We start from the raw sequence: 26,485 nt of genomic DNA on the forward strand, positions 1-26,485 counted from the left end.
GTCGGCTTACGGCGTCACACGACCAGATCGTGTAACATATGGCCGTGAACTGCACTTGCCCCGTAAGGTGGATCAACATCGAGCAGGGATGCTTCAGACAAGGACTCCAACTCGGACCCGTGGGTGCCTCCAGTGTGGTCGTGATGACGGGCGAGGTCTGAAAGATGATCCAGCACTGCACCATGCTGTGAACCCTGCGAAGTGTCATCCTTGAACTGGAATGAGTCGCCGAGCTGCGGGGAATCGGCAGGTATTGACCCAGCCGCTGCATGGGGCTGCTCGTGCTGCTCGGCCGCCTTGCTTGAGGGCGAATGGTCGACTCCGCCGGTCGACGACTTCGGAGCGCCCGGGTTGAGCGCAATGTTTGCCTCGTCATTGCTGTTATGGCCGTGGGCATTGGCGGCGTGTTCCGGGTACAAGTCGCTATGATCCCGGGCATCACTCCCTGGCTGAAGGCCGAGGCCGGTCTGCTGGTCGGCGGCGTTGTGAGCAAGATTCAGCGCGGCGACAGCGATGTCAGGCATCTGGCCGGTTCCGGCGGTCATGCCATGGTTGCCAGTCGTGTCCGTGTCGAGCTTTGCCCAGTGATCGAAGACAAAGCTGCTGTCCGTCGGTGTGGCCACGTGTTGCAAGATCGTGGACATTCCGAGGGCTGCGGGCGCTAACGCGTCACTGTAGGGCGTTTCGGTTGCGTACGTTTGCTCCCCGTCTGAACCGGAGAGGCTGGAATGGTCGGTCCGTCCGATCTGGACCCAGCTCGAATCGAGGCTGTAGATCGACTGGATTGTCGAACTCCCGTCGGCGAGGAGCGTGCCGTCGCCGCTCGTGGAATCGGACCAGCCCCCGGAAGAGGTTGCCGTCACGACAAGCGCGTCACTCTGCGCCGCTGCGGTGAGGTCGAGCAGCTCGCCGGCATTCGCCATCACAGGTACCGCCGCCGGTGCCTGGATGAAGTCCGCCGCGTCGATGGTTGCGATCCCCTGCAAATGGATTTCGAGCAGACTGGAATCGCCGATGTGCAGGGTCTGGTCCGTTGGATTGACGTATACGATGGTTTCGTTAGCAGCGCTGTCATAGAGCCAGGCGATCGCATGTGCCGGCACGGCCGTGCTGGTTGAGCTCAAGGCCAAGATGACGAACCCAAGCGCGCCAAAAGCGGTCAAGTCGATCTTGTCGGCCCCCGATGCGAAGTCGGTGATGGTGTCGTACTGGCTTGCTTTGGAATCGGCTACGAACAAGTAAGCGAAGCGGTCGTTCCCATTGCTGCCGGTGAGTTGGTCCGCACCAAATCCACCGGTAATGGTGTCGCTGCCGTTGTTGCCGTTGATTGTATCGTTGCCCGAGCCCCCGTAGATGGTATCATCCCCATCGTTGCCTTTGATTGTGTCATTGCCGGAGCCGCCGTAGAGAACGTCCGCTTTGCCGGTGCCGTTGACGGTATCACTGCTGGCCCCGGCGTAGATGATCTGACCTGTGTCGCCGCCGCCCGCGATGGTTTCGCCCCCCGGCGTTCCATACACGTTGGGGGGATCCGAGATCACGACAGATCCGGTGGCCAAGTAATCAAAATCGTTGGGGTCTGCGTCACTGGCGCCATGGATGGCGATGGTCACCACCTGCGTCGTACCATCGATGGCAGTGACCGCGAAGGTGTCGGTCAACGTGTCGCCGACCTCAAGCGACTGAACCACACTATTGTTGTTGTCGAGGGTGTAAGTCCATACGCCGGCTGCCGTCATGGCGAAGGTGCCGTAGCCGTCGTCGCTCGCGGTAGCCGAAGAGACCGCGGTAAAGGTGTTCGGCGGGTTGTCGACGTCTGTATCGGTGAGCGTGCCGGTCGCGAGGGGAAGCCCGGCCGAGAAAGTGCCTGCCTCGGTCACCGAGCCGGTCGTAGTGCCGGAAATGACGGCCGCGTCGTTGGTGCCTTGGATGGTGATCGTCACCACCTGCGGCGTTCCATCGAGGGTTGTTACAGTGAAACTGTCGATGAGTGTGCCGCCGACATTGAGCGCCTGTACCGCGCCGTTGGCGTTGTCGAGCGTGTAGGTCCACACGCCGGCGGCGCTTATCGCAAAAGTGCCATAACCGCTCGTGCTTGCCTTGGGCGAACTCACGGGTGTGAAAGTATTGGACGTATTGTCAACGTCCGCGGCAACGAGCGTGCCCGTTGCGCTCGGCGTGCCTGGTGTCGCGTTGGCAACGCCTCCGGCCTCGGTCAGCGAGCCGGCCGTGGCGCCGGAAATGATGGCGGCATCGTTGTTGCCGTGGATGGTAACCGTCACCACCTGGGCAGTTCCGTCCAGAGTGGTCACTGTGAACGTATCGATCAGTGTCTCGCCGGCATTGAGCGCCTGCACTGCAGGGTTGGCGTTGTCGAGGGTATAGGTCCACACGCCCGCCGCCGTCATGGTGAAGGTGCCGTAGCCGGCCGCGCTCGCCGTTGCCGTGCCGACTGCCGTGAAAACATTTGCGGTCGTGTCGACATCAGTGTCGGTGAGCGTGCCGGTCGCGGTGGAGGTGCCGGGGTTTGCATTGGCGATGCCGCCAGCCTCGATCACAGCACCGGTTGCCGCGCCGGAGATGATCGCCGCGTCACTGGCGCCGTGGATCGTGATCGTCACCACTTGGGCCGTGCCTCCGATCGTGGTCACCGTAAAGCTGTCGGTCAGCGTCTCGCCGGAATCGAGCGCTTGCACTGTGCTATTGGTGTTGTCGAGCGTGTAGGTCCACACGCCGGCTGCGGTCATCGTGAAGGTGCCATAGCCACTGGTGCTCGTTGCTGGCGAACTCACTGCCTTAAAGGTATTGGGCGGATCGTCGACGTCGGTGTCGGTGAGGGTACCGCTCGCAATCGGCGTGCCGGCTGTTCCGTTGGTGATATCGCCAGCCTCGACAACTGAGCCGGTCGTGGTTCCGGAGATGAATGCGGTGTCGTTGACGCCGTTAATGGCGATCGTGAAGGTCTGGCTGACAGAGGCGGATCCGTCGGAAACAGTCACCACGAAGCTCTCGGTCGTGGGCGCCGTCAGCGCGTTGATCGCGGCGCTGTTGGGCACGAACGTATAGGCGCCGCTCGCGCTGTTGACGTAGAGCGCCCCGTAGGGATCTGTCTTCGACAGATCGTATGTCACTCCGCCGATAACCGTGTTGCCGGCGCTCGCCCCGATGACGCCGAAGGTCAGCTTGGCATCACTATCGTTGCTGCTCGCGGTGAACGTCCCGCTCGTCGCCGTGAATGTGTCAAACACCACGGTATCGAGTTCGGCCGGGCCGGCTCCGATGCTCAGCGTCGGCGGTGCATGTATGATCAGGGGCACAGGGATGATGAACGGCGGGGCATGCGCAAGCGGATCTTGCAGTGCGGGAGCCTCGGGCGGAATGAAATTGATCGGCTGTAGCGGCTGGGATTTGACGAAGGGGGGTGTGCCCGACCCGTGGGGTCCTTGCCCTTGAAGATTGGCGAGCGCGTCCTGTTGCGCGGCCCTCAACTCCTCCATGTGAGCAGCAGTGTTCGTGACCTGGTTTACGCTGACCGAGGACCCCACCTTTTTGAGCACGATCGTCTCGCCGGGATCCTCGACGATGATGTGCCGTGGGATCGGCTCCTTCGTCACGAGCTCGAATGCGCCGTGGGCAAGGTCCTTGTAAGTGATGGAATCGTCATCCAGAATTGTCACATCCGGGTCCGCGGCCTCGCCATTTTTAGCGGCGGAGAAAGTCAAGGCTGCAAGCGTCAGGATCCCGAAACCGCCCGCGTGGCCCCGGGCGCGAATGCCTGCAACTGGCGTATTCAGCCGGAGCGACCCGGCTTCTGCCAGCCGGCCTGGCACGAAACCGAAGCTCCCTCGGCTCACGTCGAGCAAGGCCGAATGTGATATGCCTTCGGCTTCGAAGACAAATTCGCTCAGAGCGACGTGAGTGCCGCAGGCCAGGTTGAAAAGAGTACCGTCGATGAAGCGAATTGTAATCTGTCCGTCGGCACCGGTTTCTATCACGTCAGCCCGGTTGACCGGCGCACCAGCTACGGCTTGTGTGGCGACGCCGCTGGCTCGCCTGAGCGTACCGCAACCGATCACTGTATGAATGTGGCCGATGATTGGGACGGACAGGGCTATGGCGGCCTCGTTCCCAACCTGGATGCCGGACGCAACTGACATGGCTCGACCTCGCTTGGGTGATCGATTCAGGCTCGGCGCGCTGCCATGGTCTTGCTCGGCTCCGTCCTCGCCTAGGGACAACAAATATCCTGGGCGCCAGCAGCCGAAGGCTTGCCCGCCGAACTAATCAAGTCTGCTCTAGAGAGAGGCGCATTGCGCAGCGAACAGCGACGCGTACTTCCGATCCCCGCCGTGCCCTGCCCTCCCGTCAAAAGTGATTGAATTTACAAACGCGGAGCATTTAATTTGTGGCGTTTCCGTAACCCTGGAGATAAATTAAAACGATAAAACAAATTAAACAAGAATTATATATGATATTTTGTGGCAGCTAGGCTTCGCGGTTCAAAAAATGGGCCGACGACAGCGACAAGATCTTCTCAGAAAGGGTGGATCATGTGCAGATCTATGATAGCCGCATTGGCGACCAGCTTTGTTTTGGCGCTTGTCAGTTTCCTGCCGAGTGCGGCTCGAGCGCAAATCGATTCCGCCAAGCCCGCCGTCGTTAGCTCGTCATCGAAACCCATTGGTAAGGTAGTGGCGGCCACAGGCTCGGTCTCGATCGAGCATGCGGGCGCAGTGATCGTTCAGGCGAATGTCTCGGGTGAGCCCGGCCGGGCCAACACGGGCGATCCCGTATATCTCGGTGACGTGGTGCGGACCGGGGCCGACGGCCGAATCGGCATCAACTTTACGGACGGCACCTCGTTCAATCTGTCGAGCAATGCCCGTATGGTGTTGGATCATTATGTGTACGAGCCGGACGGCAAGTCTAATGCGACGCTGTTCAATCTCACCAGGGGAACGTTCACGTTTGTCGCTGGCAGTGTCGCAAAGACCGGCGACATGAAGGTCGATACTCCCGTCGCCACGCTAGGAATCCGAGGCACGACGCCGCATATCGAGATTTCGGATGATGGGTCAGTCAAATTCTCGACCCTGATCGAAGAGGGCAAAAGCAAGCTCCTGAAGAAGCCGCCGGCATCCGCAGCAGCGGAGCCCGATCGAAGCAGCAACCGCAGACTCAACATCTGTCGGGGATGTTGAGAACTTTGCTCGTTCCGAAGCGCCGTGATACCCGCAATGCCGGCCGGGCAGAGAGCCCCAGGGTTAGCCCTTCGTTCACGCAGTCAAACGCTTGGTTTGAAAATGATCGCAAGAGCCAGTGTCATCAAGACAGTGATGCTCATTTTCGTCATTGTGCTGTCCGGTCCGTCGGCTTTAGCGCAGAAGCCGAAGAAGGTCAGTTCGCTCAAGAATGTTGAACTGTGTAACGGCTCAGATCGCGTATTGCCCGAAGCTCGGATCGATGGCTGCACGGCGTTCATCGATGCGGGCGAGGGGACGGCGAACGGCTTCGCTGTCGCTCACAACAACAGGGGCAATGCCTACAGCGCCAAAACCGACTATGAACGCGCGATCAGTGATTTGGTTGAAGCGACCAGGCTCAATCCAGATTATGCGAAAGCTTTCAACAACCTCGGCGTGGCTTATCTGAGGAAAGGCGCGCACGACCTGGCCCTTGTCGCTTTTGGGGAGGCGCTCAAGCTCAACCCAAACTATGGCGCTGCTTTTGCCAACCGTGCGGCAGCCTACCTGAAGAGGAATGCGTACGACCGTGCAACGCAGGACTATGATGAAGCAATTCGCCTCGATCCGAATCTGGAGGCGGTGTGGAGCGGACGCTGTTGGGCCCGAGCCGTCCTCGGCGCCTTGCGGGCCGCGCTGGAAGACTGCGATAGGGCGCTTGAATCGGGATCAAACAATGCCGCAACATACGATTCGCGAGCTCTGATAAACCTGAAAATGGGGCAATTCTCCGCGGCTATCGACGACTACAATTTTGCGCTGCGGTTCGCGCCCAAGCTGGCACATGCGCTCTATGGCCGCGGAGTTGCCAGACTTAAGCTCGGCGACAGAGCTGGCGGCGATAGCGATATTAGCGCGGCAAGAAGAATCGACGCTGGAATTGGCGAGGACTTTGCCCGCTATGGAGTGCCGTCTAACGATTGACAAATCGCGGCGGCGCTGTTGCGTGGGTGTTAACAACTCCTTAACCGCCTGCGTCTCAACTCCAAAGCTGGGGGCCGACCACGCTCGATCCGGCAGGGCGTGCGGCCCCAATCAAAATATAGCATTAACAAGTCCTTAATTGGCGAGACCTACAGTCAATGGCACCGGCCGGCGCGATGGCCGGCTTGGATTGTCAGACCGGAAGAAATGCTGCCAATGGCGCAGAAGGCTGCCGATGGATTGTGGTCGCGAGCCCGCGCTTTGGCGCAGGGCCTGTCGCGTCATGTCTGCGCGGCGCCGCTGCTGGCAGCCGGCCTGCTGATCGGCTTCACGGCGCCTGTCCCGGCGGCCGATGCTATCCGGGGCGAGGCGACTTTCTCGGCCGGCGGCGGCTTTGCCCGTCTCGTGATCAAGCTCGGAGAGGACGTCCCCTCCGAGGTGACGACGGCCGGCTCCATTCTCGTCATCCGTTTCGACCGGCCGGTCGACGTTCCCGTCGACCGCGTCCCGGAAGGCGCGCCCGACTACGTCAACTCCGCCCGCCGCGATCCCGATGGCGGCGCCATCCGCCTGTCGCTGGCGCGGCGCGTCACCGTCAACACCATGAATGCCGGCGAACGTACCTTCATCGACCTCTTGCCGGAGGGTTGGAAGGGGCCGCCGCCGAGCCTGCCGATGGACGTGGTCAAGGAACTCGCCGAGCGCGCGCGCGTCGCCGAACGCGCGCTGCGCGCCCAGCGCGCCGCGGCGGAGAGCAAGAAGCGTCCGCAGATCCGCGTGCGCGCCTCGGTGCAGCCGACCTTCGTCCGCTTCGTATTCGAGATGCCCGACGGAGTCGGGGTATCCTCCGTGCTCAACGAGCAGAAGCTCACGCTCGCCTTCAACGCCAACCTCAATTTCGATCTGGCGGACGCGGTCGTCGCGGCGCCGCCGAACGTCGCCTCCATCAAGCAGAAGGCCGATATCGACCAGACCAGTGTCGAGATTGCGCTGATCGGCGATTCCGACGTGCATTCGTTCCGCGACGAGAAGAACTACGTCGTCGACATCTCCTTCCAGCCGGACAAGGGCAAGATGGCCGCGTCGGCGGAGGCTGCGATCGCGCAGGCCAAGCCCGCCGCTCATGGACCGGCGCCTGCGCCCGAGAAGCCGGCGGTCGAGAAGCCGAAGGAGGCGCAGCGCGAGATCGCGCCACCGACGTCCGAGACGATCGCGCGCGAAGCCAGGATCGACGTCAAGCCCGAGGTGAAGCCGGAAGCACCCGCCGCCATGCAGCCTGCTGAAGCGCCGAAGCCGATGCCGGCTCCTGCGTCCGAAGCCGCGCACGCTGCGCAAGCGCTCAAGGAAGCGCCCAAGGAAGTTTCAAAGACTGTCGCGCCAGTTGCAGAAACTGCGGTCGCGCCTGCCAAGCCGGTCATGGCCGAAGCGCCTCAGGAGGCCGTGAAGGAAGCTGCCAAGGAGCCCGTCAAAGAGCCGGTCAAGGCCGCGCCAGCAGAGGCGTCCGCCGCGCCGCAGCCGATTGGTGCCAGCGTCGATGTCCGTCGCGACAGCGACGGCCTGCGCGTGACCTTCCCGCTTCAGGTCGCAACGCCTGCGGCGGCGTTCCGCCGTGGCGACACCGTCTGGCTGGTGTTCGATACGGCGAAGCCGATCGACGTCGAGGCAATCCGCACCAGGGGCGGTGCGATGATCGGCGAGGTCGGCCGCGTCCCGCTCGAGAAGGGACAGGCGGTGCGCATCCGTCTCACCCGGCCGCTGGTCTATTCGCTGACGAGCGAGGAGGTCGGCAAACAGACCAACTGGCTCTTGACCCTCGCCGACAAAATCCAGGCGACGCCGCTGCCGCTGATGATCTCGCGCAACATCACCGACCCGGCGCTCGCCAACATCGCGATCCCCTTCGCCAATCCGGGGCTCCTGCACAAGCTCACCGATCCCGATGCCGGCGACACGCTTTATGTCGTCACCGCGCAACGGCCGGTGCGCGGCTTCATCAAGCGGCAGGACCTCGTCGATCTCGCGCTGCTGGAATCCGCGCATGGCATCGCGATCCGGCCGAATTCCGACGAGGTTGGCGTCGAGGTCGGGGCCGACAAGGTCATCCTCGGCAAGAAGGGCGGGCTGACGCTGTCGCCGGTCGACATCTCGGCCGAGCGCGCGCCGACCGCAGTGCGGCCGGTCTTCAGCCCCGAAGGCTGGCGCAAGGGCCAGTCGGAAAACTTCATCGCGCGTCAGAACGACCTGATCACCGCGATCTCCAGCGTCGAACCGGCGATGCGTTCGCTGCCGCGGCTCGACCTCGCGCAATTCTACATGTCGCGCGCGATGTATCACGAGGCCAAGGCCGTCACCGAATTGATGCTGGCCGATCCCCTCAACAAGGAGGAGAGCGGTGCGCTGATCATGCATGCGATCGCGAGCATCCTGATCGGCCGGCCGGCACAGGGCCTGAAGGACCTCGCCAATCCCGTGATCGGCAACAGCCACGATTCCCAGCTCTGGAAGGCGCTCGCCTATGCGCGCCAGGGCAAATGGGCGGACGCGCGCGAGAAGTTCAAGAACGTCGAATTCGCCATCGCCTCGCTGCCGCTCGACGTCCAGCGCATCGTGACGATGGAGGCGATGCGCGCTTCGCTCGAGGTGAAGGACTATGCCGGCGCCTCCAAGCGCCGCAGCGAGCTCGAGGTGGTCGGCGTTTCGCCCGAGGCCGCGCCCGGCTTCGCCGTGCTGCGCGGCCGGCTCGCCGAGGCGCTCGGCCACGACAAGGACGCGCTCGACGACTACAAGTTCGCGGCCGGCTCGTCGGACCGGCCGGCTGCGGCCGAGGCCAAGCAGCTCGAAGTCGCGCTGCGGCAGAAGCGCGACGAGATCGGCAAGGAAGACGCGTTGCGTGAGCTCGAAACGCTCGCGATGACCTGGCGCGGCGACTCGATCGAGGTCAAGACGCTCCAAATGCTGTCGCAGATGTTCGCCGAGAACGGGCGCTACCGGGACGCGCTCACCGCGGCGCGCACCGCGACAAAGCTGCAGCCGAACGCGGAAGCCTCGCGCCAGGCGCAGGATCTCGCCTCCGACCTGTTCACGCAGATCTTCCTAGGGCCCAAGGGCGACGAGCTGCCGCCGATCGAAGCGCTGGGGATGTTCTACGAGTTCCGCGAGCTGACGCCGATCGGCCGCCGCGGCGACGAACTGATCCGACGCCTCTCCGACCGTCTTGCCTCGATCGATCTGCTCGATCAGGCCGCCGAGCTCCTGCAATACCAGGTCGACCACCGCCTCGAGGGCGCGGCGCGTGCACAAGTCGCCGCGCGCCTGTCCATGATCTATCTGGCCAATCGCAGACCCGACATGGCGATCACGGCGTTGCGCGCGAGCCGTATCAGCGACCTCTCAGGTGAACTCAGGCAGCAACGCCTGCTGCTGGAGGCGCGTGCCCAGAGCGACGTCGGCCGCCACGACCTCGCGCTCGACATCGTCTCCAACGTTACGGGGCGCGAGGTGCTGCGGCTGCGCTCGGACATCTTCTGGGCGGCGCGGCGCTGGCGCGAATCCGCCGAGCAGATCGAGCTTTATTACGGCGAGCGCTTTCGCGACTTCAAGCCGCTCAATGCGGTGGAGAAAAGCGATATCATCCGCGCCGCCGTCGGGTATGCGCTCGCCGACGACTCGATCGGCATGTCGCGCTTCCGCGAGAAATATGCGCCGCTGATGAGCGAGAGCGCCGATCGGCTCGCCTTCGACATCGCGAGCAAACCGACCGGCGCCTCCAGCGCTGAATTCGCCGATATCGCCAAGCTGGCTGCCAGCGTCGACACGCTCGACGGCTTCCTGCGCGAGATGAAGCAGCGCTTCCCCGACGCAACCGCGCGGGCGCCGGCCTCGCCGCAAGCCAAGGACCAGTCCGACCACACCGGCTCGCTGCCCACGATCCCGGTGGTGCGGCAGATCAAGATGACGCGGTAGGATCGCTGCTCCTTCTGGGCCTCGCGACAGGCGCCCGTGAGCAAGCTCCTCGAAGTGACGGGGAGGGGCCGAAGACTATCGCCCAGGGGCGCGTACTCATCAACCCGATCAGCCCCGCGGACCTAGGCCACGTCCATTCAGTCTTTGAGACCGGACAATGGCCCGTTTGCCTTTGCTAGTCGGCTGAGGGCTTCAGGTCCATTGTGAGAAACATATGCTCCGCAAACCGACCTTAGGGCGTAGAAACAGGGAAGCAGCTAAGGGCCAGGAAGCGATCTTAACGGGCTTAGTTGAGCTTTACCCGCACCTGATAGATTGCCGAGGCCAAGGTCGAGGCAAGCACTAGCACGAGACCAAGCCCGATCATGGGGTTCCTTGCGGTCACCGCCGCAAGCGATACCCCCAGCGCCGCGGCCAACATCTGCCAGAAACCCAACAGGGCGGAGGCAGCACCGGCGCGATCGCCGAATGGCGAAAGAGCTTGCGCACTGCAGAGCGGATTGACCATGCCCATGCCTAGCAGGAATACGCATGCGCCGACAAGAAATGGCAAAAAGCGGCCGTCGAAAAGCGCGAATAGCAACACCATGCCGCCACCGACACAGGCCAGCGCGAGGCCGATGCAAATCGATCGGTCGAGACCAAGATGCGGAACAATTTTTGTTGCGATAATGCCAGCGCTAAAGACGATCATGACAGTGCCTGCGAAGAACAGGCCGAGTTGCATGGGCGTGAAGTCGAGGCCTTCTATCAAGACACGCGGCAACGCCGAAAACATTGCAAACAGCGCACCTAAGATGAGGCTAACAGTTGCGGCAGGAACCAAGAAACGGCGGTCAGTCGATAGCGACCAGTAATTCTTGGCGATCGTCGAGGAATTGAACTCGGCGCGTGGCGCGTGGTGCGTTTCTCCGAAAGCCGCAAGAAATGCTGAAGCAGCGACGACGGCGAAGATACCGACGAACACAAATGCTGAACGCCAGCCAAAAAAATGATCCAGCGCGCCACCGACCAGGGGCGAGAATCCGGGCGCCGCTGCCATCGCAACCATAACAAAGGTGAGCACACGCGCTAGCTGTTCGCCCTGAAAGAGATCTCTTGCGATAGCTCGCGAAAGGACAGACGTGGCACATGCGCCACCGGCCTGCACAACGCGACCCATCAATAGTGCCGCCAAATCATTGGCTAACGCGCACCATATGCTACCTGCGAAAAATACAGCAAACCCGATCATCACGGGTACGCGCCGGCCGAAACGATCCGACAACGGACCGACAACAAGTTGTCCGACCGCGAACATGGCTAGGAATATGGTGATAGCTGACGTTACCTGAGCGCTGGAGACGCCTACCGCGACGGCGATACTCGGTAGCGAAGGCAACAGGATGTTGGTGGCCAACGTGCCACTCGCAGACAACGCAGCAAGAACGGCGACCTGAAGACCAAGCGGCACGACTCGAGCGAGCGGACGGTTTTCGACGTTGCTGGTCATAAGCCGCTTCGGATCAATGAATGATAACCATCATATCAACGACCCATTGAATGCGCAACCTGAGCATATTCCGGTATGTCACGAACCGCCGAACGCGCTCACGGTCCGCCTTGCGCTGGTAAGCTGAAGTGCACGCCTACAAACCTCGGGCCAGAGGGATGGGGTCGCTGACCGCTCCCCAGGCTCGCTACCCCCCGTAACTCTGCACCAGGCTCCCCGCCACCAACGACCAGCCGTCGACCAGCACGAAGAAGATCAGCTTGAACGGCAGCGAGATGGTCGCGGGCGGCAGCATCATCATGCCCATCGACATCAGCACGGACGCGACGACGAGGTCGATGATCAGGAAGGGAAGGAACAGCAGAAAACCGATCTCGAAAGCACGCTTCAGCTCCGAGATCATGAAAGCGGGGACGAGGATGCGTAAGCCGAGCTCGTCGGGGGTCGCGGGCGGCGGCTCGCCGGAGAGATCCAGGAACAGCTTGAGGTCCTTCTCGCGCACGTTCTTTTGCATGAAGCCGCGCAAGGGGACGGAGGCGCGCTGAAGCGCGTCCTCGACGCCGAGCTGATTGGCGACCAGCGGACGGATGCCTTCGTCGTAGGATTTTTGCAGGACCGGTCCCATCACGAAGAAGGTGAGGAACATCGCCAGCGCGATGATCACCGAGTTCGGCGGGGCGGTCGCTGTGCCCATCGCGGTGCGCAGCAGCGACAGCACGACCACGATGCGCGTGAACGACGTCATCATGATCAGGATCGACGGTGCGATCGACAGCACCGTCAGCAGCGCGATCAGCTGGATCGCGCGCTCGGTGACGCCGCCACCGCCAGCGCCTCCGCCGCCGAGATTGATGCTGATGTCCTGCGCATGCGCCGGCATCGCGAGCGAAGCCGCGCCGATCAGGACAGAAAGAAGAAAAACTCTACGCGGGAGGGCCGGCAGACTCACGAAGACGGCTTCGGACGGCCGAGCAACGAGGCCATCTCGTCTTCGAGATTTTCAAAGCTGGTCTTTTCCGGAGCCGGCTTTGCGGCAGGGGCCGCTGGTGCCGGCGGCTCGCTACGGGCCACACGCGGAGGAGCGGCCGGGGGCTCCGGGGCGACCGGAGGGGCAAGCGTCTCGCCGGCGGGGCGGCGCAGCGCAGCCTCGAGCCGCTGCGCCATCTCGGCGAGATTCTGCTCGGCGCTCGATGGCGCCGCAGGAGCGGGCGCCGGCGGCGGAACGGGCGGGGCCTGCGGCACAGGCGGAGGAGGAGCGGCTACGCGCTCGGCGCGCACTGGAGGCGCCTTCACCGGCTCGCTCTGGCGCGGCGGACGCGGCATCAGAGGGGGTTCGTTGCGCGCAACGCGCGGCGGAACAGGTTCGGGACGCAGCTCGCGCTCGGGGCGCGGCGCGATCGGCTCGGAGCCGAAGCCGGCCAGTGGCGGCTCGTTGCGGCGTTCGGCCAGCCCGGGAGCGGGCCGGCGCACCTCGTCGGCAAAGGAGGGGCGCGCGGGCCGCGGTGGCGGCTCGGGCATTTGCTGCTCGGGATGATCGAGCAGTTCGGGCCGCGGTGCTTCGTCGGCCCAGCTGCTGGAATCATGCATCGGTGCAAGACGCGGCGGCTCGGCGGCATTGGGACGCTGCGGGAGCTGGTCGCGGCCGGGCGCTGCACGCACGATGTTGGGTTCGACGACGATGTCGGTGGGGCCGCCGATCATCAGAAGATGCTCGACATTGTCACGCCGGACCAGCACCAGACGGCGGCGGCCGTCGACCGCGGCGGCATCGATCACGGCGAGCCGGGGCATCCGGCCGCGCTGGGTGTTGGCGCCGAGCCGGCTGGTGGCGAATCGGCGAACCAGCCATGCAGCGACGCCGATCAACCCCAGAACGACGATGAACGCGACGATGAAGGTGATAGGGCTGCCTTGCATACTTGTCCCCGACAAATGGCGCTTTTCTCGGGCCCGTGGTCAGATGCGCCAACCACCGGCTTACGTTGCCCCAAACTGCGATTTCTTAACGTCCCACGGCAAGTTTTGCCGTCCCCAACTCTTAATAACCCATGAATCGCTCGATCCAAAACGACTTCTTGGCCTGTGTACGCACCGCCAAGCGGTTGGGTTAATGCCGCTTTTGGAGGCGTAGAATCACGGGGTGCGCGCATTCGTGTCCCGGCGGGGGACAACTGCCTGCGACTCCTTAACCAGCTGTTAACCATACAGGCGGCAAATTCTGCCTAGCTTCGGTCCATGGGTCCTGCGAGGCGGAAGGAGCCGCAACGATGTCCATCAACGATCTTCCGGTGCTATCGGCGCTTCGCACCAAGATGCAATGGCACCAGGAGCGCCAGCGCGTCCTGTCCGAGAACGTCTCCAATTCCGACACGCCCAAATTCCGGCCGCGCGACCTCGTCGAGCCGCAGCTGGACAAGAGCGGGGCCGTCACGGGTTCGATGGGCCCCCTGACGCTCACCCGCACCAGCGGTTCCCACATGGCGCCGTCAGGCGCGGCTTCCGGATTCGACCAGAACAAGAATGCGGGTTTTGAGACCCGCCCCGCGGGCAACGCCGTCAATCTCGAAGAGGAGATGATGAAGGCCGCCAGCAACCAGATGGATTATGCGGCGGCGACCTCGCTCTATTCGAAGAGCCTGCACCTGCTCAAGACCGCGATCGGCAAAGGCTAGAGCTAGAGGAAGCGCATCATGGCGAATGACAGCAGCGACTTTGCCCGTTCGATGGCGATCGCGACCTCCGGTCTGCGGGCGCAGGCCGGGCGCATGCGGGTGATCTCGGAGAACATCGCGAACGCGGATTCGACATCACAAAGCGCTGGCGGCGATCCCTACCGGCGCAAGGTGCCGACCTTCTCCTCCGCGCTCGACCGCACACTCGACGCGCAGGTCGTCACCCTCGGCAGGATCAAACCCGACCAGTCCAATTTCCGCACCAAATACGAGCCGAACAATCCGGCGGCGGATGCGACCGGCAACGTCAAATATCCGAACGTGAACTCGGTGGTCGAGATGACCGACATGCGCGACGCGCAGCGGTCGTACGAGGCCAATCTCAACATCATCAGCGCGACGCGCCGGATGATCCAGCGCACCCTCGACATCCTCAAGAGCTGAACAGGACATTTGAACCATGGCAACACCGACAATTGCCGCCAACGCCTATGCAAACCTCGCCCGCGTGCTGGAGAGCAGCGGCGCCGGCAAGGGCAGCGAGCCGAGCGGGCAGTCCTTCGCCTCCCTTTTGAAAGACACTGTCGGCAGCGTCCTGGAGTCCGGCCGAAAATCCGATGCGCAGACGGTGGCGATGGCCGCCGGCAAGGCCAACGTGATGGACGTGGTGACGGCGGTCGCAGACACCGACGTCGCCGTGTCCACGCTGGTCTCGGTCCGCGACCGCGTGATTGCGGCCTATGAAGACATCATGAAGATGCCGATCTGATTTTCTCCGTCGTCATTGCGAGCGTAGCGAAGCAATCCAGAATCTTTCCGCGGTGGCAGTCTGGATTGCTTCGCTACGCTCGCAATGACGAGGAGAAGTTCGTGCGGTCCTCACCGAGCGGTGCGGATGAGACTTGAATAAAGGAACTGCGAAATGACCGGACCGGAAACCCTCGACGTCGCGCGCGATGCGATCTGGACCATCGTGATCGTGTCGTCGCCACTGATGGTGGTCGGCCTCGTGGTCGGCGTCGTCGTGTCGCTGTTCCAGGCGTTGACGCAGATCCAGGAGCAGACGCTGATCTACGTGCCGAAGATCCTGGCCATCTTTGCCACCATGCTGTTGGCCTTGCCGTTCATGGCCGACGCGCTGCATTCCCACATGCTGCGGATATCGTCGCGAATCATCGGCGGCTGAGGCACAATGCGCCCGTCATGCGCATCGACGTCTCGCTGCTGCCGGCGCTTGCCGCCTCCTTCATGCTCGCCTTTGCCCGGGTCGGCGCGATGGTGATGCTGTTGCCGGGGCTGGGCGAGACCAATATCCCGACACGGATCAAACTGTCGATCGCGCTGCTGCTCACGCTGATCATCCTGCCGCTGCATCGCAACGCCTATCAGGTCGACATGGGCTCGATCGCGCCGCTGCTGGTGCTGATGCTGCATGAGATTGTGATCGGCATCGTGCTGGGGGCGACCGCGCGGGTGACGTTGTCGGCGCTCCAGGTTGCCGGTTCCGTGATCGCACAGCAGATGGGGCTAGGTTTCGTCACCTCGGTCGATCCGACGCAAGGGCAGCAGGGCGTGCTGGTCGGTAACTTCCTGACGATACTGGGGGTCACGCTGCTGTTCGCCACCGACAGCCATCATCTGGTGATCGCGGCACTGAATGACAGCTACACGATCTTCGCGCCGGGCGAGACGGTGTCGAGCGGCGATATCGCCGCGCTGGCGACGCGCGCCTTTGCCGCCGCGTTCCGCCTCGGCTTGCAACTTTCCGGACCCTTCCTGGTGTTCGGCCTCGTCTTCAACATCGGGCTCGGCGTGCTGGCGCGGCTGATGCCGCAGATGCAGGTCTATTTCGTAGGCGTGCCGCTCTCGATCTTCGCCGGCTTCCTGGTGCTCGCCGTCGTGCTCACGGCGATGATGGGCACCTATCTCGACTATTTCATCGGTGTCATGCACCAGATGATGCCACTCAAGTGACCGGGTGATCGATGGCGGAAGACAACGATCCAGAGAGTCAAACAGAAGACCCGACGCAAAAACGTCTCGAAGAGGCGCTCGAACGCGGTGACGTCGCCAAGAGCCAGGAGATCAACACCTGGTTCATGATCGCGGGCGCCACGCTCGTGGTCTCGAGCTTCTCCGGATCGGTCGGCAGCGGGCTGTTGGCGCCGATGCGCAACCTGATCGCCAATTCCTGGATGATCAAGACCGACGGCAGGGCGCTGCTCGCCCTGATGCAGCAGATCGAAGTCGCGGTGCTGGCGGCGATGGGCGTGCCGCTGCTGATGCTGGTGCTGGCGGCAATTGCCGGCAACATGCTGCAGCACCGCCTGGTCTGGTCGGCCGAATCCCTCAAGCCCAAGTTCAGCAAGCTGTCGCCTGCCGAAGGCCTCAAGCGCATCTTCGGCAAGCAAGCGGCGGCAAACTTCCTCAAGGGTCTCGGCAAGCTGATCGTGCTCGGCGCGGTCATGACCACGATCCTGTGGCCGGAACGGCATCGCATGGAGGCGATGGTCAGGCTCGATCCGGCCGCCATGCTCGGCGCCACCACCAGCCTGACCATTCACCTGCTCGGCGCGGTGGTTGCGGCGCTCGCGATCATCGCCATCGGCGACTACTTCTTCCAGTATCGCAGCTGGTTCCAGCGGCAGAAGATGTCGCTCCAGGAGATCAAGGAAGAGTACAAGCAGTCCGAAGGCGATCCGCACATCAAGGGCAAGCTCAGGCAACTGCGCCAGCAGCGCTCCAAGAAGCGCATGATGGCGGCGGTTCCCAAGGCCTCTGTGATCATCACCAACCCGACCCACTATTCGATCGCGCTGTCCTACGAGCGCGGCATGTCTGCGCCGATCTGCGTCGCCAAGGGCGTCGACAACCTCGCTTTCAAGATCCGGGAGATCGCGCGCGAGCACGACATCCCGATCGTCGAGAACGTGCCGCTCGCCCGCGCGCTCTACGCCACCGTCGAGATCGACGAGGAAATCCCGACCGAGCACTACCATGCGGTGGCCGAAGTCATCGGCTACGTCATGCGTCTGAAGAGCGGATTTGGCGCCAGCCGGCAATAAAACCCCTGAAAAGTACTGGAAATGGCCGTAATCTGGGAATCAGCGTACCTTTCGCCCCTGCTGCCCTTGCGCCTGCGGGTCCGATTCAGGCAGGGAGGACCCTGCGCGCCCTGTAGCGCGTTGATTCTCTGCCGACAGGCTGTGCCAGCTTGAGATGACTGCCGAGACCGACCACGACCTCACACGCGAGCCCGTTGCGGCGCACGAGCCGTCGCCGCGCTCGGGCAGCATTGCGCTGGTGCTGCTGGTGGCTGCCGGCCTCGTCGCCGTCGCCGTCGGGCTGATGACGCTCGGGCGCGCGCAGGCCCAGCCCTATATTCTCGGCATCCTCGCCGTGCTGGCGATGGTCGGCCTGTTCAACCTGTTTGCCTTCGCCGCCGGCATCATCCGCTTCGTCGATCGCAATCTCGACGATCCCGTGATGGGGCGCATCGCCGACCACGCCTTCGACGGCCTCGCCGTGACCGACCCGCGCGGCCATGTGGTCTATTCCAATGCGGCCTATCTGACGCTGACCGGCGCCGCCGGCCCGCAGGACGTGCGCCCCGTGGAGCGCGTCTTCATCGGCAACCCCGACGTCTCCGAGGCGGTGTTCCGCCTGTTGAAAGCCGCGCGCGAAGGCAAGCGGCAGCAGGAAGAGGTGCGCATCTCCGGCAATGACGGCAGCCAGGGCCGCTGGCTGCGCATGCGGGTGCGGCCCCTCGGCACCGGCAAGCGCGAGACGAGATACGCAGTGTGGTCGATCGCTGACATCACCCGCGACCGCGAGCGCCAGGAGGACGTGTTCCAGGAACTCCAGCACGCGATCGAATATCTCGATCACGCGCCCTGCGGTTTCTTCTCGGTCAATCCGGCCGGGGAGCTCGCTTACGTCAACGCGACGCTGGCGAACTGGCTCGACTACGACCTCGCCGAGATCGGCTCGGGCGGGCTGAAGCTCACCGACATCGTCTCCGGCGATGGCGCTTCGCTGCTCACGGCGATCGTGGCGGTGCCGGGCGAAGTCAAGACGGAAGTCTTCGACATCGACCTGCGCATGCGCACCGGCAAGACCATGCCGGTGCGGCTCTATCACAAGCTCGCCTTCGGCGCCGACGGCGCGCCGGGCCCGTCGCGAACGCTGGTGATCAGCCGTGCCCGCGACGAGCGCAGCGATCCGGATCGCGCCGCCGAAGTGCGCTTCATGCGCTTCTTCGACCATACCCCGATGGCGATCGCCACCGTCGACCGCGGCGGCAACGTCGTGCGCGCCAATGCGCGCTACGCCAAGCTCGGGCAGGCGCTGGGGCTCGATAGCGCCAGCAAGTCGATCTTCCGCGCGGTCAATTCGCGCGACCGGCACCTTTTGATCGCGGCCATCAATCAGGCCGCGGAGGGCCAAGCCGACGTCGCGCCGGTCGAAGTGGCGCTCGAAGGAACCAAAGAGCGCTGGGGCCAGTTCTTCGTTACGCCGGTGGACGCGGCCGAGAACGATGCGGAAGTCGCCATCGTGCACATGCTCGAGACCACCGAGCGGCGCGCGCTGGAAAACCAGATCAACCAGTCGCAAAAGATGGAGACGGTCGGCCAGCTCGCCGGCGGCATCGCCCACGACTTCAACAACGTGCTCTCCGCCATCATGATGGCGAACGACTTCCTGCTGAACGCGCACAAGCCGACCGACCCGTCGTTCCAGGATATCATGCAGATCAAGCAGAACGCGACGCGGGCCGCCACGCTGGTGCGGCAGTTGCTGGCGTTCTCGCGGCGGCAGACGCTGCGGCCGCAGGTGCTCGACCTCGGCGATGCGCTCTCCGACCTCGCCATGCTGCTGCGCCGCCTGATCGGCGAGAAGGTGAAGCATGAGACCATCCACGGCCGCGATCTCTGGCCGGTCAAGGTCGACGTCTCCCAGTTCGAGCAGGTCATCGTCAACCTCGCGGTCAACGCGCGCGACGCCATGCCCGACGGCGGCAAGCTGATCATCCGCACCGCCAACGTCACCACCGAGGAAGCGGCCAGGCTGGCCTACAAGGGCATGCCGGCCGCGGACTACGTGCGGATCGAGGTCGCCGACACCGGTACCGGCATCCCCGCCGATATCCGCGACAAGATCTTCGAGCCGTTCTTCTCGACCAAGGAAGTCGGCAAGGGCACCGGCCTCGGGCTCTCCACTGTCTACGGCATCGTCAAGCAGACCGGCGGATTCATTTACGTGGACTCGGAGCCGGGGCAGGGCACCTCGTTCCACATCTTCCTGCCGCGCCATCATGCCGAGCCGGAGGTGCAGGTCGAGCAGCCGGCGCCGGTCGTTGGCGCCAGCAATGGTGCCGCGAAGGACGCCGGGCCTGCGGCGGACGCCAAGCCCCGCACCGATCTCACCGGACAGGGCACCATCCTCCTGGTCGAGGACGAAGAGGGCCTGCGCGCGCTCAACGCACGCGGTCTGCGCTCTCGCGGCTACACCGTGGTCGAGGCCGAGAATGGCGTCGAGGCGTTGGAGGTGCTGGAAGAACAGAGCGGCGGAATCGATCTCGTCGTGTCCGACGTCGTGATGCCGGAGATGGACGGCCCGACACTGCTCAAGGCGATGCGCGAGAAGAACCCCGACATCAAGTTCATCTTCGTCTCCGGTTACGCCGAAGACGCGTTCGAGAAGAGCCTGCCCGAAGGCCAGCAGTTCGACTTCCTGCCCAAGCCGTTCACGCTCAGCCAGCTCGTGGCGGCCGTGAAGGAGACGATGGCGAAGGCGGGGTGAGGGCCTCAACGCAATGATGACGGCAAAGCGGAATTCCCGTCGCCAAAGCGACCGGTAACCCGCGACCGCGGCTCCTTTGCACACCCGGCCAAGCCGCCGCCAAATATGGGCTTTTGCCACATCCCCGCGACTGAGGGCCGCAGCCATAAGTTCCGATAGTGGCTTCCTTTTTACGGAAGGCTGCCCATCTTAGGGACACGTCCCCATGCCGGGGATCTGGGAAACGAACATGAATTTCTCGCAACGCTCCCGCAGCATCTTCAAGACGATTGCCGTCGTGCTGGCGCTTGCGCTGCCGACTGCGCTGGCGATCTCGTCCGCCGACGCGCGCGTCGGTGGCGGCATGTCGTCGGGTTCGCGCGGTTCACGCACCTATTCGGCCCCGCCGTCGACCACGACCGCGCCGGGCTCGACCTCGCAGTTCAATCGGACCTACACCCAGCCGGGCGCAGGCATGAATTCGGCTGCCGCCGCACCCGCGCGCGGCGGCCTGTTCGGCCGGGCCGGCGGCTTCATGGGCGGCCTTGCGGCCGGCTTCCTCGGCGCAGGCCTGCTCGGCATGCTGTTCGGCGGTGGCCTGTTCGGCGGTCTTGGCGGCATGTCGTCGATCATCGGCCTGATCATCCAGATCGTGCTCGTGGTGCTCGTGGTTCGCTTGGCGATGTCCTGGTGGCAGCGCCGCCACACCCCGCAGGCGGCCTATGCCAACGCTGAAGCCGGTGCCGGTCCGGGACCGCAGGCGAACAACCGTAGTGGCCTTGGTGGCGGTCTTGGCGGCGGCTTCGGCTTCGGCGCCAACAACGCACCGCTCGAGATCAAGCCGGACGACTATGAGGCGTTCGAGCGCCTGCTCGGCGACGTCCAGTCCGCCTGGTCCAACGAGGACGTGGCCAAGCTGCACACGCTGGCGACGCCGGAAATGGTCTCCTATTTCGAGCAGGACCTCGGCCAGAACCGTGCGCGGAACGTCGTCAACAAGGTCAGCGATGTGAAGCTGATGCAGGGCGACCTCGCGGAATCCTGGCGCGAAGGCGAGACCGATTACGCGACGGTGGCGCTGCGCTTCGCGCTCACCGACAAGACGCTCGACCGCAATACCGGCGCAATTGTCGCCGGCAGCGAGCAGCCGGGCGAGGCCACCGAAGTCTGGACCTTTGCCCGACGTCCGGGCGGCGCCTGGGAACTGTCGGCGATCCAGCAGACCAACTGATCGCGCGTATAGCGACAAACGAGGGCGTCGTGCTTCGGCACGGCGCCCTTTTTGTTTGAGCGGCGCGTTTCCGGTCAGGCGGCCATTTGGGCGAAGCACTTAATTGCTTGTTGGCCGCGCAGAGCTGCCGCAATTTCGCGCCTGCCGGTCGGATGAGGAGATATTCCGTGAGCCAGTGTGTCGCGCGCCTCAGGACAAACTACGAAGGCATTGCCAGGAGTTCGTCCCTGCTGCTGGAGGCGATCGGAACGGCGTATGACCGGATCGAGGCCGAGCGCGACCGCAATTGCTGGATCTATCTTCGCCCGCGGCAGGAGGCACTCGAAGAATGCCATAAGCTGGTGGCGCGCGCGCGGACGGGCGAAAATCTTCCGCTGCTCGGCATTCCATTTGGTGTGAAGGACAATATCGACGTCGCGGGAATGCCGACCACTGCCGCATGTCCGGCGTTCAGCTATACGCCCTGGAATTCCGCGCATAGCGTCGAACGCCTCATCGCGGCCGGCGCAATTTGCCTCGGAAAGACCAATCTCGATCAGTTCGCCACAGGCCTATCCGGCGTGCGCTCGCCCCACGGCCCCTGCGCGTCGGTTGCCGACGCGCGCTATGTTGCCGGCGGCTCCAGTTCCGGGTCCGCGGTCGCCGTGGCGGCCGGGCACGTCGCCTTTGCGCTCGGCACCGATACCGGCGGCTCGGGGCGCATACCTGCCGGGTTCAACAACATCGTCGGAATCAAGCCGACCATTGGGCTGGTGTCATCACGTGGCCTGGTGCCGAACTGTCCGACGATCGATTGCGTGTCGGTATTCTGCAATACGGTCAGCGATGGCGAAGCGATTCTCGACATCATCGAAGGGTTTGATTTCGAAGATCCCTACAGCCGCCAGCCCAGAATTGTTTTCTCCGCCAACGGGCCGGCGCCATCATTCCGGTTCGGCCGCGTTGCGCCAGCGGATCTCGAATGCTTCGGCATGTCGGAATGCGGCGAACTTTACGAGAGCGCCTGCGAGCGTTTTTCTCATATCGGAGGAACGGCGATCGAGGTGGACTTCGCCCCATTCCGCCAGGCCGGGGAGTTGATGTTCAGCGGTCCCTGGGTCGCGGAGCGGCACTCTGCCATCGCTTCGCTCATCGACGTCCAATCCGGCTCCTTGCTTGATGTCACGAGGACCGTGCTGGACTCAGCCGCCGGCTATTCGGCGATCGACACGTTTGGTGCCATTCACCGGCTGCACCGGCTTCGTCGCGACGCCGAAGCAATCTTTGCCGGCATCGATGCCCTGGTGGTTCCGACTGCACCGCGGCCGTTCACACTGGAGGAGATGCATCGTGATCCGATCACCCTCAACAATCGTCTCGGCTACTACTCGTACTTTGCCAATCTACTCGATCTCTGCGGCGTCGCCGTTCCGAATGCGAAATTGCCAAACGGCATGCCCATGGGCGTGACCCTGCTGGCGCCGGCCTGGCACGATCGCGCGCTGATCGGACTGGCGCGGCGGTTCGAGGCCGGCGCAGACGGAGCGGCGTTCGAATTAAAGTCTGGCGGCTAAAGGGCCGACATTATCCCATCGCCTGCCCGAGCGTAGAAACATCCAGAATCGAAATCACGGATCTTTCGTATCTGATCACGCCTTCGTCCTGGAGCCGCGCGAGTTGCACGGTCACCCATTGGCGGGTGGATCCGATGAGGTTGGCGAGATCCCCGTGGGTAAACGGTATGCCGACGACGATCTCACCGTCGCGCTTTACGCCGTAGACGTGAGACAGGAAGATCAGCAAGCTGTGCAGCCGCTCGGTGACCGAACGCGTCCCAAGCATCTGAGCCATTGCCGAATAGCATCGCGCCTTGAATGCGAGGGCATCCAGCAAGGCGACGGCGATTGCCGGCGATTCAAGCGCAAGCCGCCGCAACGCCAGTCCGGGCATGAACGTCAAGCGGCTGCGCTCGGCCGCAACCGATGTCCACATGTGCGGGCCCGTCCCGAATATGTCGGGCCCGCCGACGAAGTTGCCGGGAAACCAATAGGCGAGCGTGACTTCGCGCCCCGACGGTGCCGCATAGTAGCTGCGTATGCGGCCCTCGCTGATCAGGTAAATTCCGGCCTGCGCGTCGCCCTGAGACCAAACCAGTTGGCCGGCTTCCAGGATCTTTTCGCGTCCGATCGCACGCAACCGGTTGCAATCAGCCCGGTTGAGACCATCCAGCAAGCCGGGCAGCGGTCTGACGAGATCGTCCGACTCCGCGAGCATCACACCTGCCGCAATCGCGCTGTTCGCCCTGTGCATGGCCGGCTCCGCATGTGAGACCCGGCATCGACTATTCAAGAACCATGCCAGCCCGCTGCGGTCCGCCTCAGACCCGAGGGCTCCGGGTCATCAGTCCGCGTCCGACTGATTGAACGCCCGCAACCCTTCTGCGCGGATGACGTCGAGACAATCCTTCTTGAGCGAAAGATAAGCTGGCTCGACCATGACAGAACTCGACCGTGGGCGCGGCAGCTTGACCGCGACTTCGCGCAGGATGCGGCCGGGTCCCGCGCTCATGATGAGAACGCGGTCGGCCAGCACGATGGCTTCATCGATGTCATGCGTCACGAATACGATTGTCGCCTTGATCCGGTCGCGCAACGCCAGCAGATTGTCCTGCATCACCGCACGGGTCTGTGCGTCGAGCGCCCCGAAGGGCTCGTCCATCAGCAGCACACGGGGCTGATTGGCCAACGCTCGCGCGATCGCCACGCGCTGTTGCATGCCGCCGGACAGCGTGTTCGGATAAGCGTCGGCGAAACGCTTGAGGCCGACCATCGCGATCAAATCGTCGGCGATGGCATACGCTTCCGTCGTGGACTTCCCGAGCATCCTGGGACCGTGGGCGATGTTGCTGCGGACGGACTTCCAGGGGAAGAGATGCGGCTGCTGGAACACCATGCCGACATCGGGACGCGGACTGTAGACGGGCGCGCCCTCGACCAGGATCTCGCCTTCGAACGGCACTTCCAGCCCGGCGATCGTATTGAGCACCGTCGACTTGCCGCAGCCGGAGGGACCGGCGATGCAAACGAACTCGCCAGGCGCCACGTCAAACGAAACGCGATCGACCGCGATGATCTGCCCGCGCTTGGTGTCGAAAACGATGCTCAGGTTCGAGACTTGAATGGCCGGTTGTGTCCGCGCCGATTCGACGGAGGCAGGCGAACTTGCCAGCGCCAGGTTCATGCCCGATCGAGATCCCGACATCAGCGCCACCAGACGATACGTTCGGCAAGAGCCGCAAACAGCCGGTCGGCGATGAACGAAATCAACCCGAGCGCTGCGAGCCCGCCCATGACCTGGCCCGTTTGCAAATTCTGCTGCGCAATCTCGATCCTGTAGACAATGCCGGCGAAAGCGCCAGCCAGTTCAGCCGCGACAAGCGTGTAGAAGGAGATGCTGACGGCGGTGCGCAACCCGACCACAATGTAGGGAAGCGCGCCCAACAGCACGATCTCCTGCAGCATCTGCCGTCGGGGCGTGCCGAGCATCAACGCCGCCCGAATAAGGCCACGGTCGACCTTCTGCACGCCGATGTGAGTCGAAAGCCATACCGTGAAGAATACGCCCCATACGACGAGGAACAATTTTCCCGCCTCCGACAGGCCGAACCAGAGGATGACGATCGGCACGAACGCAATCGGCGGAATTGGCCGCAAGATATGGAATAGCGGGGACAGCAAGCTCGAGATAAGGGGGAATTGGCCGGTGAGAACACCGAGCAGGATGCCGAGCGCGCCGCCTATGATGAATCCCGTGGTGACGCGAAAAAGGCTAGCCAACAGATCGCTAAAGAACTGTCCGCTTCGTATCCATTCAAGCACGGCCGCAGCAACCACCGTCGGCGGCGGAAACAGCACCATGTTGACGGTCCCGGAACGGGAGACCAGTTCCCAGAGCCCAATGAACAAGGGAAGCGAAAGCGCCCCGACCAGAATATTGAGGCGGCGAAGCCGAACCGAATTCGGCCGCCGAGCGCGACCGCCAGTGCGGATGGCAATATCGCGTCCCGCTGAAGTGGCTTCCTGCATGGCCGCGCGGGTGGCTATTTCCATGACAGGGTGACGCGTGCGGGATCGACCTTTTTCAGTGGCTCGGTGACGACGACCTTGCTGAAGTCGGGCATCGCCGCTCCCGGAGGATGGTTGCCGCTCTCGAGGCGCCATGCGGAATGGGTCTTCAGAATCTCGATCAACCGGTCGTCGAGACGCACCCGGTAAACATAGTCGGCCCAGATGGGAGCGAGTTCGTCCCGCTTCATTCCAACCGCGTCCGCCACTGTCGTGATTGCTTCATCCGGCTGTGCTTTCATCCAGATCTCGGCATCGATCAGTGCGGCGATGAATTTCTCGACCAGCACTGGGTTGGCGTCCAGATAGGGCTTCATGACGACGATATTGAACGTCTCGGAGTAGGTGCCCTTTGTATCCACCTCAGCGACGGCTTCGCCCAGGGCCTTCTTCGCGTTGGCCACGTGGGGCTCCCAGGTGTCGATCGCGTCGATGCTTCCGGCGGCAAGTGCCGGCAGCATCTCCTGCGGCCGCAGATTGACGAGGGTGACATCCTTGGGCGTCAATCCCGCCGACTTCAGCAAGGTCGCCGTGTAAACCTCGCTACCGGTGCCGGCAGTGAAGGCGATTCGCTTGCCGCGAAGATCTGCCCTGGTCTTGACGCCGGCCTTGGCCGCGACGAGCGTCTTGAGATCGGAATATTCCATCCCGGCGACGAAGGCGATGGGCTGGTTTGCCATCGTGGATGCGGTGACCGGCGCCTCCGCCGTGGTCGCGATGTCGGCACCGCCCCCGATCACGGTGTCCAGGCACTGCTTGCCGGACGTGAAGTTCGAAACCGTGATGTCCAGTCCGTGCTTTTCGAAGATTCCCTTCGACTTGGCGATGATCGCAAGGCCGGAGATCGGTGCGAGATTTTGCGCCAGCCGGGCTTTGAGCAGTTCCGCGGCCAAGGCGCAGTTCGGACCCAGGGCAAGACCGACGGCAAGGCAGCAAAGGGTGGCGCGGCCGGCAATTGTCGTGATTGGGCGGATGGTGGTCCGGTGCATGAACGATCTCCCCTTGCGCCGCGCGCTACGCAGCCCCGATGTGATCGCGGATACCGCCCTGAACGGTCCCGCCACAGTCCCCCGCGT

The 26,485-nt window shown here is 63.4% G+C and carries 20 protein-coding genes; 12 read left to right on the forward strand and 8 right to left on the reverse strand.

What is annotated here, in order from left to right; all coding sequences use genetic code 11:
• Nucleotides 1-14: 14 nt before the first annotated feature.
• Nucleotides 15-4,157: a VCBS domain-containing protein gene (locus GWG67_RS14615; protein ID WP_275170005.1), complete on the reverse strand. Its 4,143-nt coding sequence runs from the start codon at nt 4,155-4,157 to the stop codon at nt 15-17.
• Nucleotides 4,158-4,574: 417 nt separating this feature from the next.
• Between GWG67_RS14615 and GWG67_RS14620 the strand changes: the two genes are divergently transcribed.
• From GWG67_RS14620 to GWG67_RS14630, 3 genes are all read left to right on the forward strand, one after another.
• Nucleotides 4,575-5,201 carry a FecR family protein gene (locus GWG67_RS14620; protein ID WP_342761035.1) on the forward strand — a complete coding sequence of 209 codons (627 nt, stop codon included), beginning with the start codon at nt 4,575-4,577 and terminating at the stop codon, nt 5,199-5,201.
• Nucleotides 5,202-5,336: 135 nt separating this feature from the next.
• Nucleotides 5,337-6,167 carry a tetratricopeptide repeat protein gene (locus GWG67_RS14625; RefSeq protein WP_275170006.1) on the forward strand — a complete coding sequence of 277 codons (831 nt, stop codon included), beginning with the start codon at nt 5,337-5,339 and terminating at the stop codon, nt 6,165-6,167.
• Nucleotides 6,168-6,383: 216 nt separating this feature from the next.
• Nucleotides 6,384-10,130 carry a tetratricopeptide repeat protein gene (locus GWG67_RS14630; protein ID WP_275170007.1) on the forward strand — a complete coding sequence of 1,249 codons (3,747 nt, stop codon included), beginning with the start codon at nt 6,384-6,386 and terminating at the stop codon, nt 10,128-10,130.
• Nucleotides 10,131-10,416: 286 nt separating this feature from the next.
• Here the strand turns inward: GWG67_RS14630 and GWG67_RS14635 are convergent, their stop codons facing one another.
• From GWG67_RS14635 to GWG67_RS14645, 3 genes are all read right to left on the reverse strand, one after another.
• Nucleotides 10,417-11,622, reverse strand: a complete 1,206-nt coding sequence (locus GWG67_RS14635) for a multidrug effflux MFS transporter (RefSeq protein WP_275170008.1) — start codon at nt 11,620-11,622, stop codon at nt 10,417-10,419.
• A gap of 187 nt (nt 11,623-11,809) precedes the next feature.
• Nucleotides 11,810-12,571: a flagellar type III secretion system pore protein FliP gene (gene fliP / locus GWG67_RS14640; protein ID WP_275170009.1), complete on the reverse strand. Its 762-nt coding sequence runs from the start codon at nt 12,569-12,571 to the stop codon at nt 11,810-11,812.
• The gene (locus tag GWG67_RS14645) at nt 12,568-13,539 is read right to left on the reverse strand and encodes a flagellar biosynthetic protein FliO (protein ID WP_275170010.1); all 972 of its coding nucleotides are present in this window, start codon (nt 13,537-13,539) and stop codon (nt 12,568-12,570) included. Before GWG67_RS14645 ends, fliP begins: the two co-directional genes overlap by 4 nt.
• Before the next feature lie 350 nt (nt 13,540-13,889).
• Here GWG67_RS14645 and flgB point away from each other — a divergent pair, with 350 nt between their 5' ends.
• From flgB to atzF, 9 genes are all read left to right on the forward strand, one after another.
• Complete coding sequence (flgB, locus tag GWG67_RS14650; RefSeq protein ID WP_275170011.1) at nt 13,890-14,294, forward strand: flagellar basal body rod protein FlgB; 405 nt, start codon at nt 13,890-13,892, stop codon at nt 14,292-14,294.
• An 18-nt stretch (nt 14,295-14,312) separates the two neighbouring features.
• On the forward strand, nt 14,313-14,738 hold the full coding sequence (flgC, locus tag GWG67_RS14655; RefSeq protein ID WP_027567607.1) for a flagellar basal body rod protein FlgC: 426 nt from the start codon (nt 14,313-14,315) through the stop codon (nt 14,736-14,738).
• Between the two features lie 16 nt (nt 14,739-14,754).
• Nucleotides 14,755-15,063 (forward strand): flagellar hook-basal body complex protein FliE, encoded by a 309-nt coding sequence (gene fliE / locus GWG67_RS14660; protein ID WP_275170012.1) that lies wholly within the window; start codon nt 14,755-14,757, stop codon nt 15,061-15,063.
• A gap of 153 nt (nt 15,064-15,216) precedes the next feature.
• Entirely contained in the window at nt 15,217-15,480 is a 264-nt protein-coding gene (gene fliQ / locus GWG67_RS14665; RefSeq protein ID WP_007612284.1) for a flagellar biosynthesis protein FliQ, read from the forward strand.
• A 17-nt stretch (nt 15,481-15,497) separates the two neighbouring features.
• The gene (gene fliR, locus GWG67_RS14670; protein ID WP_275170013.1) at nt 15,498-16,268 is read left to right on the forward strand and encodes a flagellar biosynthetic protein FliR; all 771 of its coding nucleotides are present in this window, start codon (nt 15,498-15,500) and stop codon (nt 16,266-16,268) included.
• 11 nt (nt 16,269-16,279) lie between these two features.
• Nucleotides 16,280-17,359, forward strand: a complete 1,080-nt coding sequence (flhB, locus tag GWG67_RS14675; protein ID WP_275170014.1) for a flagellar biosynthesis protein FlhB — start codon at nt 16,280-16,282, stop codon at nt 17,357-17,359.
• Nucleotides 17,360-17,513: 154 nt separating this feature from the next.
• The gene (gene cckA, locus GWG67_RS14680; protein ID WP_275170015.1) at nt 17,514-20,096 is read left to right on the forward strand and encodes a cell cycle histidine kinase CckA; all 2,583 of its coding nucleotides are present in this window, start codon (nt 17,514-17,516) and stop codon (nt 20,094-20,096) included.
• 205 nt (nt 20,097-20,301) lie between these two features.
• Complete coding sequence (locus GWG67_RS14685) at nt 20,302-21,306, forward strand: Tim44-like domain-containing protein (RefSeq protein WP_275170016.1); 1,005 nt, start codon at nt 20,302-20,304, stop codon at nt 21,304-21,306.
• Between the two features lie 167 nt (nt 21,307-21,473).
• The gene (gene atzF, locus GWG67_RS14690; RefSeq protein WP_275170017.1) at nt 21,474-22,859 is read left to right on the forward strand and encodes an allophanate hydrolase; all 1,386 of its coding nucleotides are present in this window, start codon (nt 21,474-21,476) and stop codon (nt 22,857-22,859) included.
• A gap of 10 nt (nt 22,860-22,869) precedes the next feature.
• Here atzF and GWG67_RS14695 read toward each other — a convergent pair whose 3' ends face one another.
• The 4 genes from GWG67_RS14695 to GWG67_RS14710 form a co-directional block, all read right to left on the reverse strand.
• Nucleotides 22,870-23,559: a Crp/Fnr family transcriptional regulator gene (locus GWG67_RS14695; RefSeq protein ID WP_275170018.1), complete on the reverse strand. Its 690-nt coding sequence runs from the start codon at nt 23,557-23,559 to the stop codon at nt 22,870-22,872.
• 126 nt (nt 23,560-23,685) lie between these two features.
• On the reverse strand, nt 23,686-24,525 hold the full coding sequence (locus tag GWG67_RS14700; protein ID WP_275170200.1) for an ABC transporter ATP-binding protein: 840 nt from the start codon (nt 24,523-24,525) through the stop codon (nt 23,686-23,688).
• 20 nt (nt 24,526-24,545) lie between these two features.
• Nucleotides 24,546-25,394 carry an ABC transporter permease gene (locus tag GWG67_RS14705; protein WP_275170019.1) on the reverse strand — a complete coding sequence of 283 codons (849 nt, stop codon included), beginning with the start codon at nt 25,392-25,394 and terminating at the stop codon, nt 24,546-24,548.
• Complete coding sequence (locus tag GWG67_RS14710) at nt 25,385-26,398, reverse strand: NrtA/SsuA/CpmA family ABC transporter substrate-binding protein (RefSeq protein WP_275170020.1); 1,014 nt, start codon at nt 26,396-26,398, stop codon at nt 25,385-25,387. Before GWG67_RS14710 ends, GWG67_RS14705 begins: the two co-directional genes overlap by 10 nt.
• Nucleotides 26,399-26,485 lie beyond the last annotated feature (87 nt).

Origin of the sequence: Bradyrhizobium sp. CSS354 (assembly GCF_029051725.1) — a bacterium.
In the GTDB taxonomy this organism is placed as follows: domain Bacteria; phylum Pseudomonadota; class Alphaproteobacteria; order Rhizobiales; family Xanthobacteraceae; genus Bradyrhizobium.

Excerpts from the sequence above, each read along its gene's own strand:
- GWG67_RS14615 (WP_275170005.1), bottom strand. The coding sequence starts at position 4,157 with ATGTCAGTTGCGTCCGGCATCCAGGTTGGGAACGAGGCCGCCATAGCC.
- GWG67_RS14635 (WP_275170008.1), bottom strand. The coding sequence starts at position 11,622 with ATGACCAGCAACGTCGAAAACCGTCCGCTCGCTCGAGTCGTGCCGCTT.
- GWG67_RS14630 (WP_275170007.1), top strand. The coding sequence starts at position 6,384 with ATGGCGCAGAAGGCTGCCGATGGATTGTGGTCGCGAGCCCGCGCTTTG.
- GWG67_RS14705 (WP_275170019.1), bottom strand. The coding sequence starts at position 25,394 with ATGGAAATAGCCACCCGCGCGGCCATGCAGGAAGCCACTTCAGCGGGA.
- fliE (WP_275170012.1), top strand. The coding sequence starts at position 14,755 with ATGGCAACACCGACAATTGCCGCCAACGCCTATGCAAACCTCGCCCGC.
- flgB (WP_275170011.1), top strand. The coding sequence starts at position 13,890 with ATGTCCATCAACGATCTTCCGGTGCTATCGGCGCTTCGCACCAAGATG.
- GWG67_RS14695 (WP_275170018.1), bottom strand. The coding sequence starts at position 23,559 with ATGCTCGCGGAGTCGGACGATCTCGTCAGACCGCTGCCCGGCTTGCTG.
- GWG67_RS14625 (WP_275170006.1), top strand. The coding sequence starts at position 5,337 with ATGCTCATTTTCGTCATTGTGCTGTCCGGTCCGTCGGCTTTAGCGCAG.
- flhB (WP_275170014.1), top strand. The coding sequence starts at position 16,280 with ATGGCGGAAGACAACGATCCAGAGAGTCAAACAGAAGACCCGACGCAA.
- fliQ (WP_007612284.1), top strand. The coding sequence starts at position 15,217 with ATGACCGGACCGGAAACCCTCGACGTCGCGCGCGATGCGATCTGGACC.
- GWG67_RS14710 (WP_275170020.1), bottom strand. The coding sequence starts at position 26,398 with ATGCACCGGACCACCATCCGCCCAATCACGACAATTGCCGGCCGCGCC.
- fliR (WP_275170013.1), top strand. The coding sequence starts at position 15,498 with ATGCGCATCGACGTCTCGCTGCTGCCGGCGCTTGCCGCCTCCTTCATG.
- GWG67_RS14700 (WP_275170200.1), bottom strand. The coding sequence starts at position 24,525 with ATGAACCTGGCGCTGGCAAGTTCGCCTGCCTCCGTCGAATCGGCGCGG.
- cckA (WP_275170015.1), top strand. The coding sequence starts at position 17,514 with ATGACTGCCGAGACCGACCACGACCTCACACGCGAGCCCGTTGCGGCG.
- GWG67_RS14645 (WP_275170010.1), bottom strand. The coding sequence starts at position 13,539 with ATGCAAGGCAGCCCTATCACCTTCATCGTCGCGTTCATCGTCGTTCTG.
- GWG67_RS14685 (WP_275170016.1), top strand. The coding sequence starts at position 20,302 with ATGCCGGGGATCTGGGAAACGAACATGAATTTCTCGCAACGCTCCCGC.
- flgC (WP_027567607.1), top strand. The coding sequence starts at position 14,313 with ATGGCGAATGACAGCAGCGACTTTGCCCGTTCGATGGCGATCGCGACC.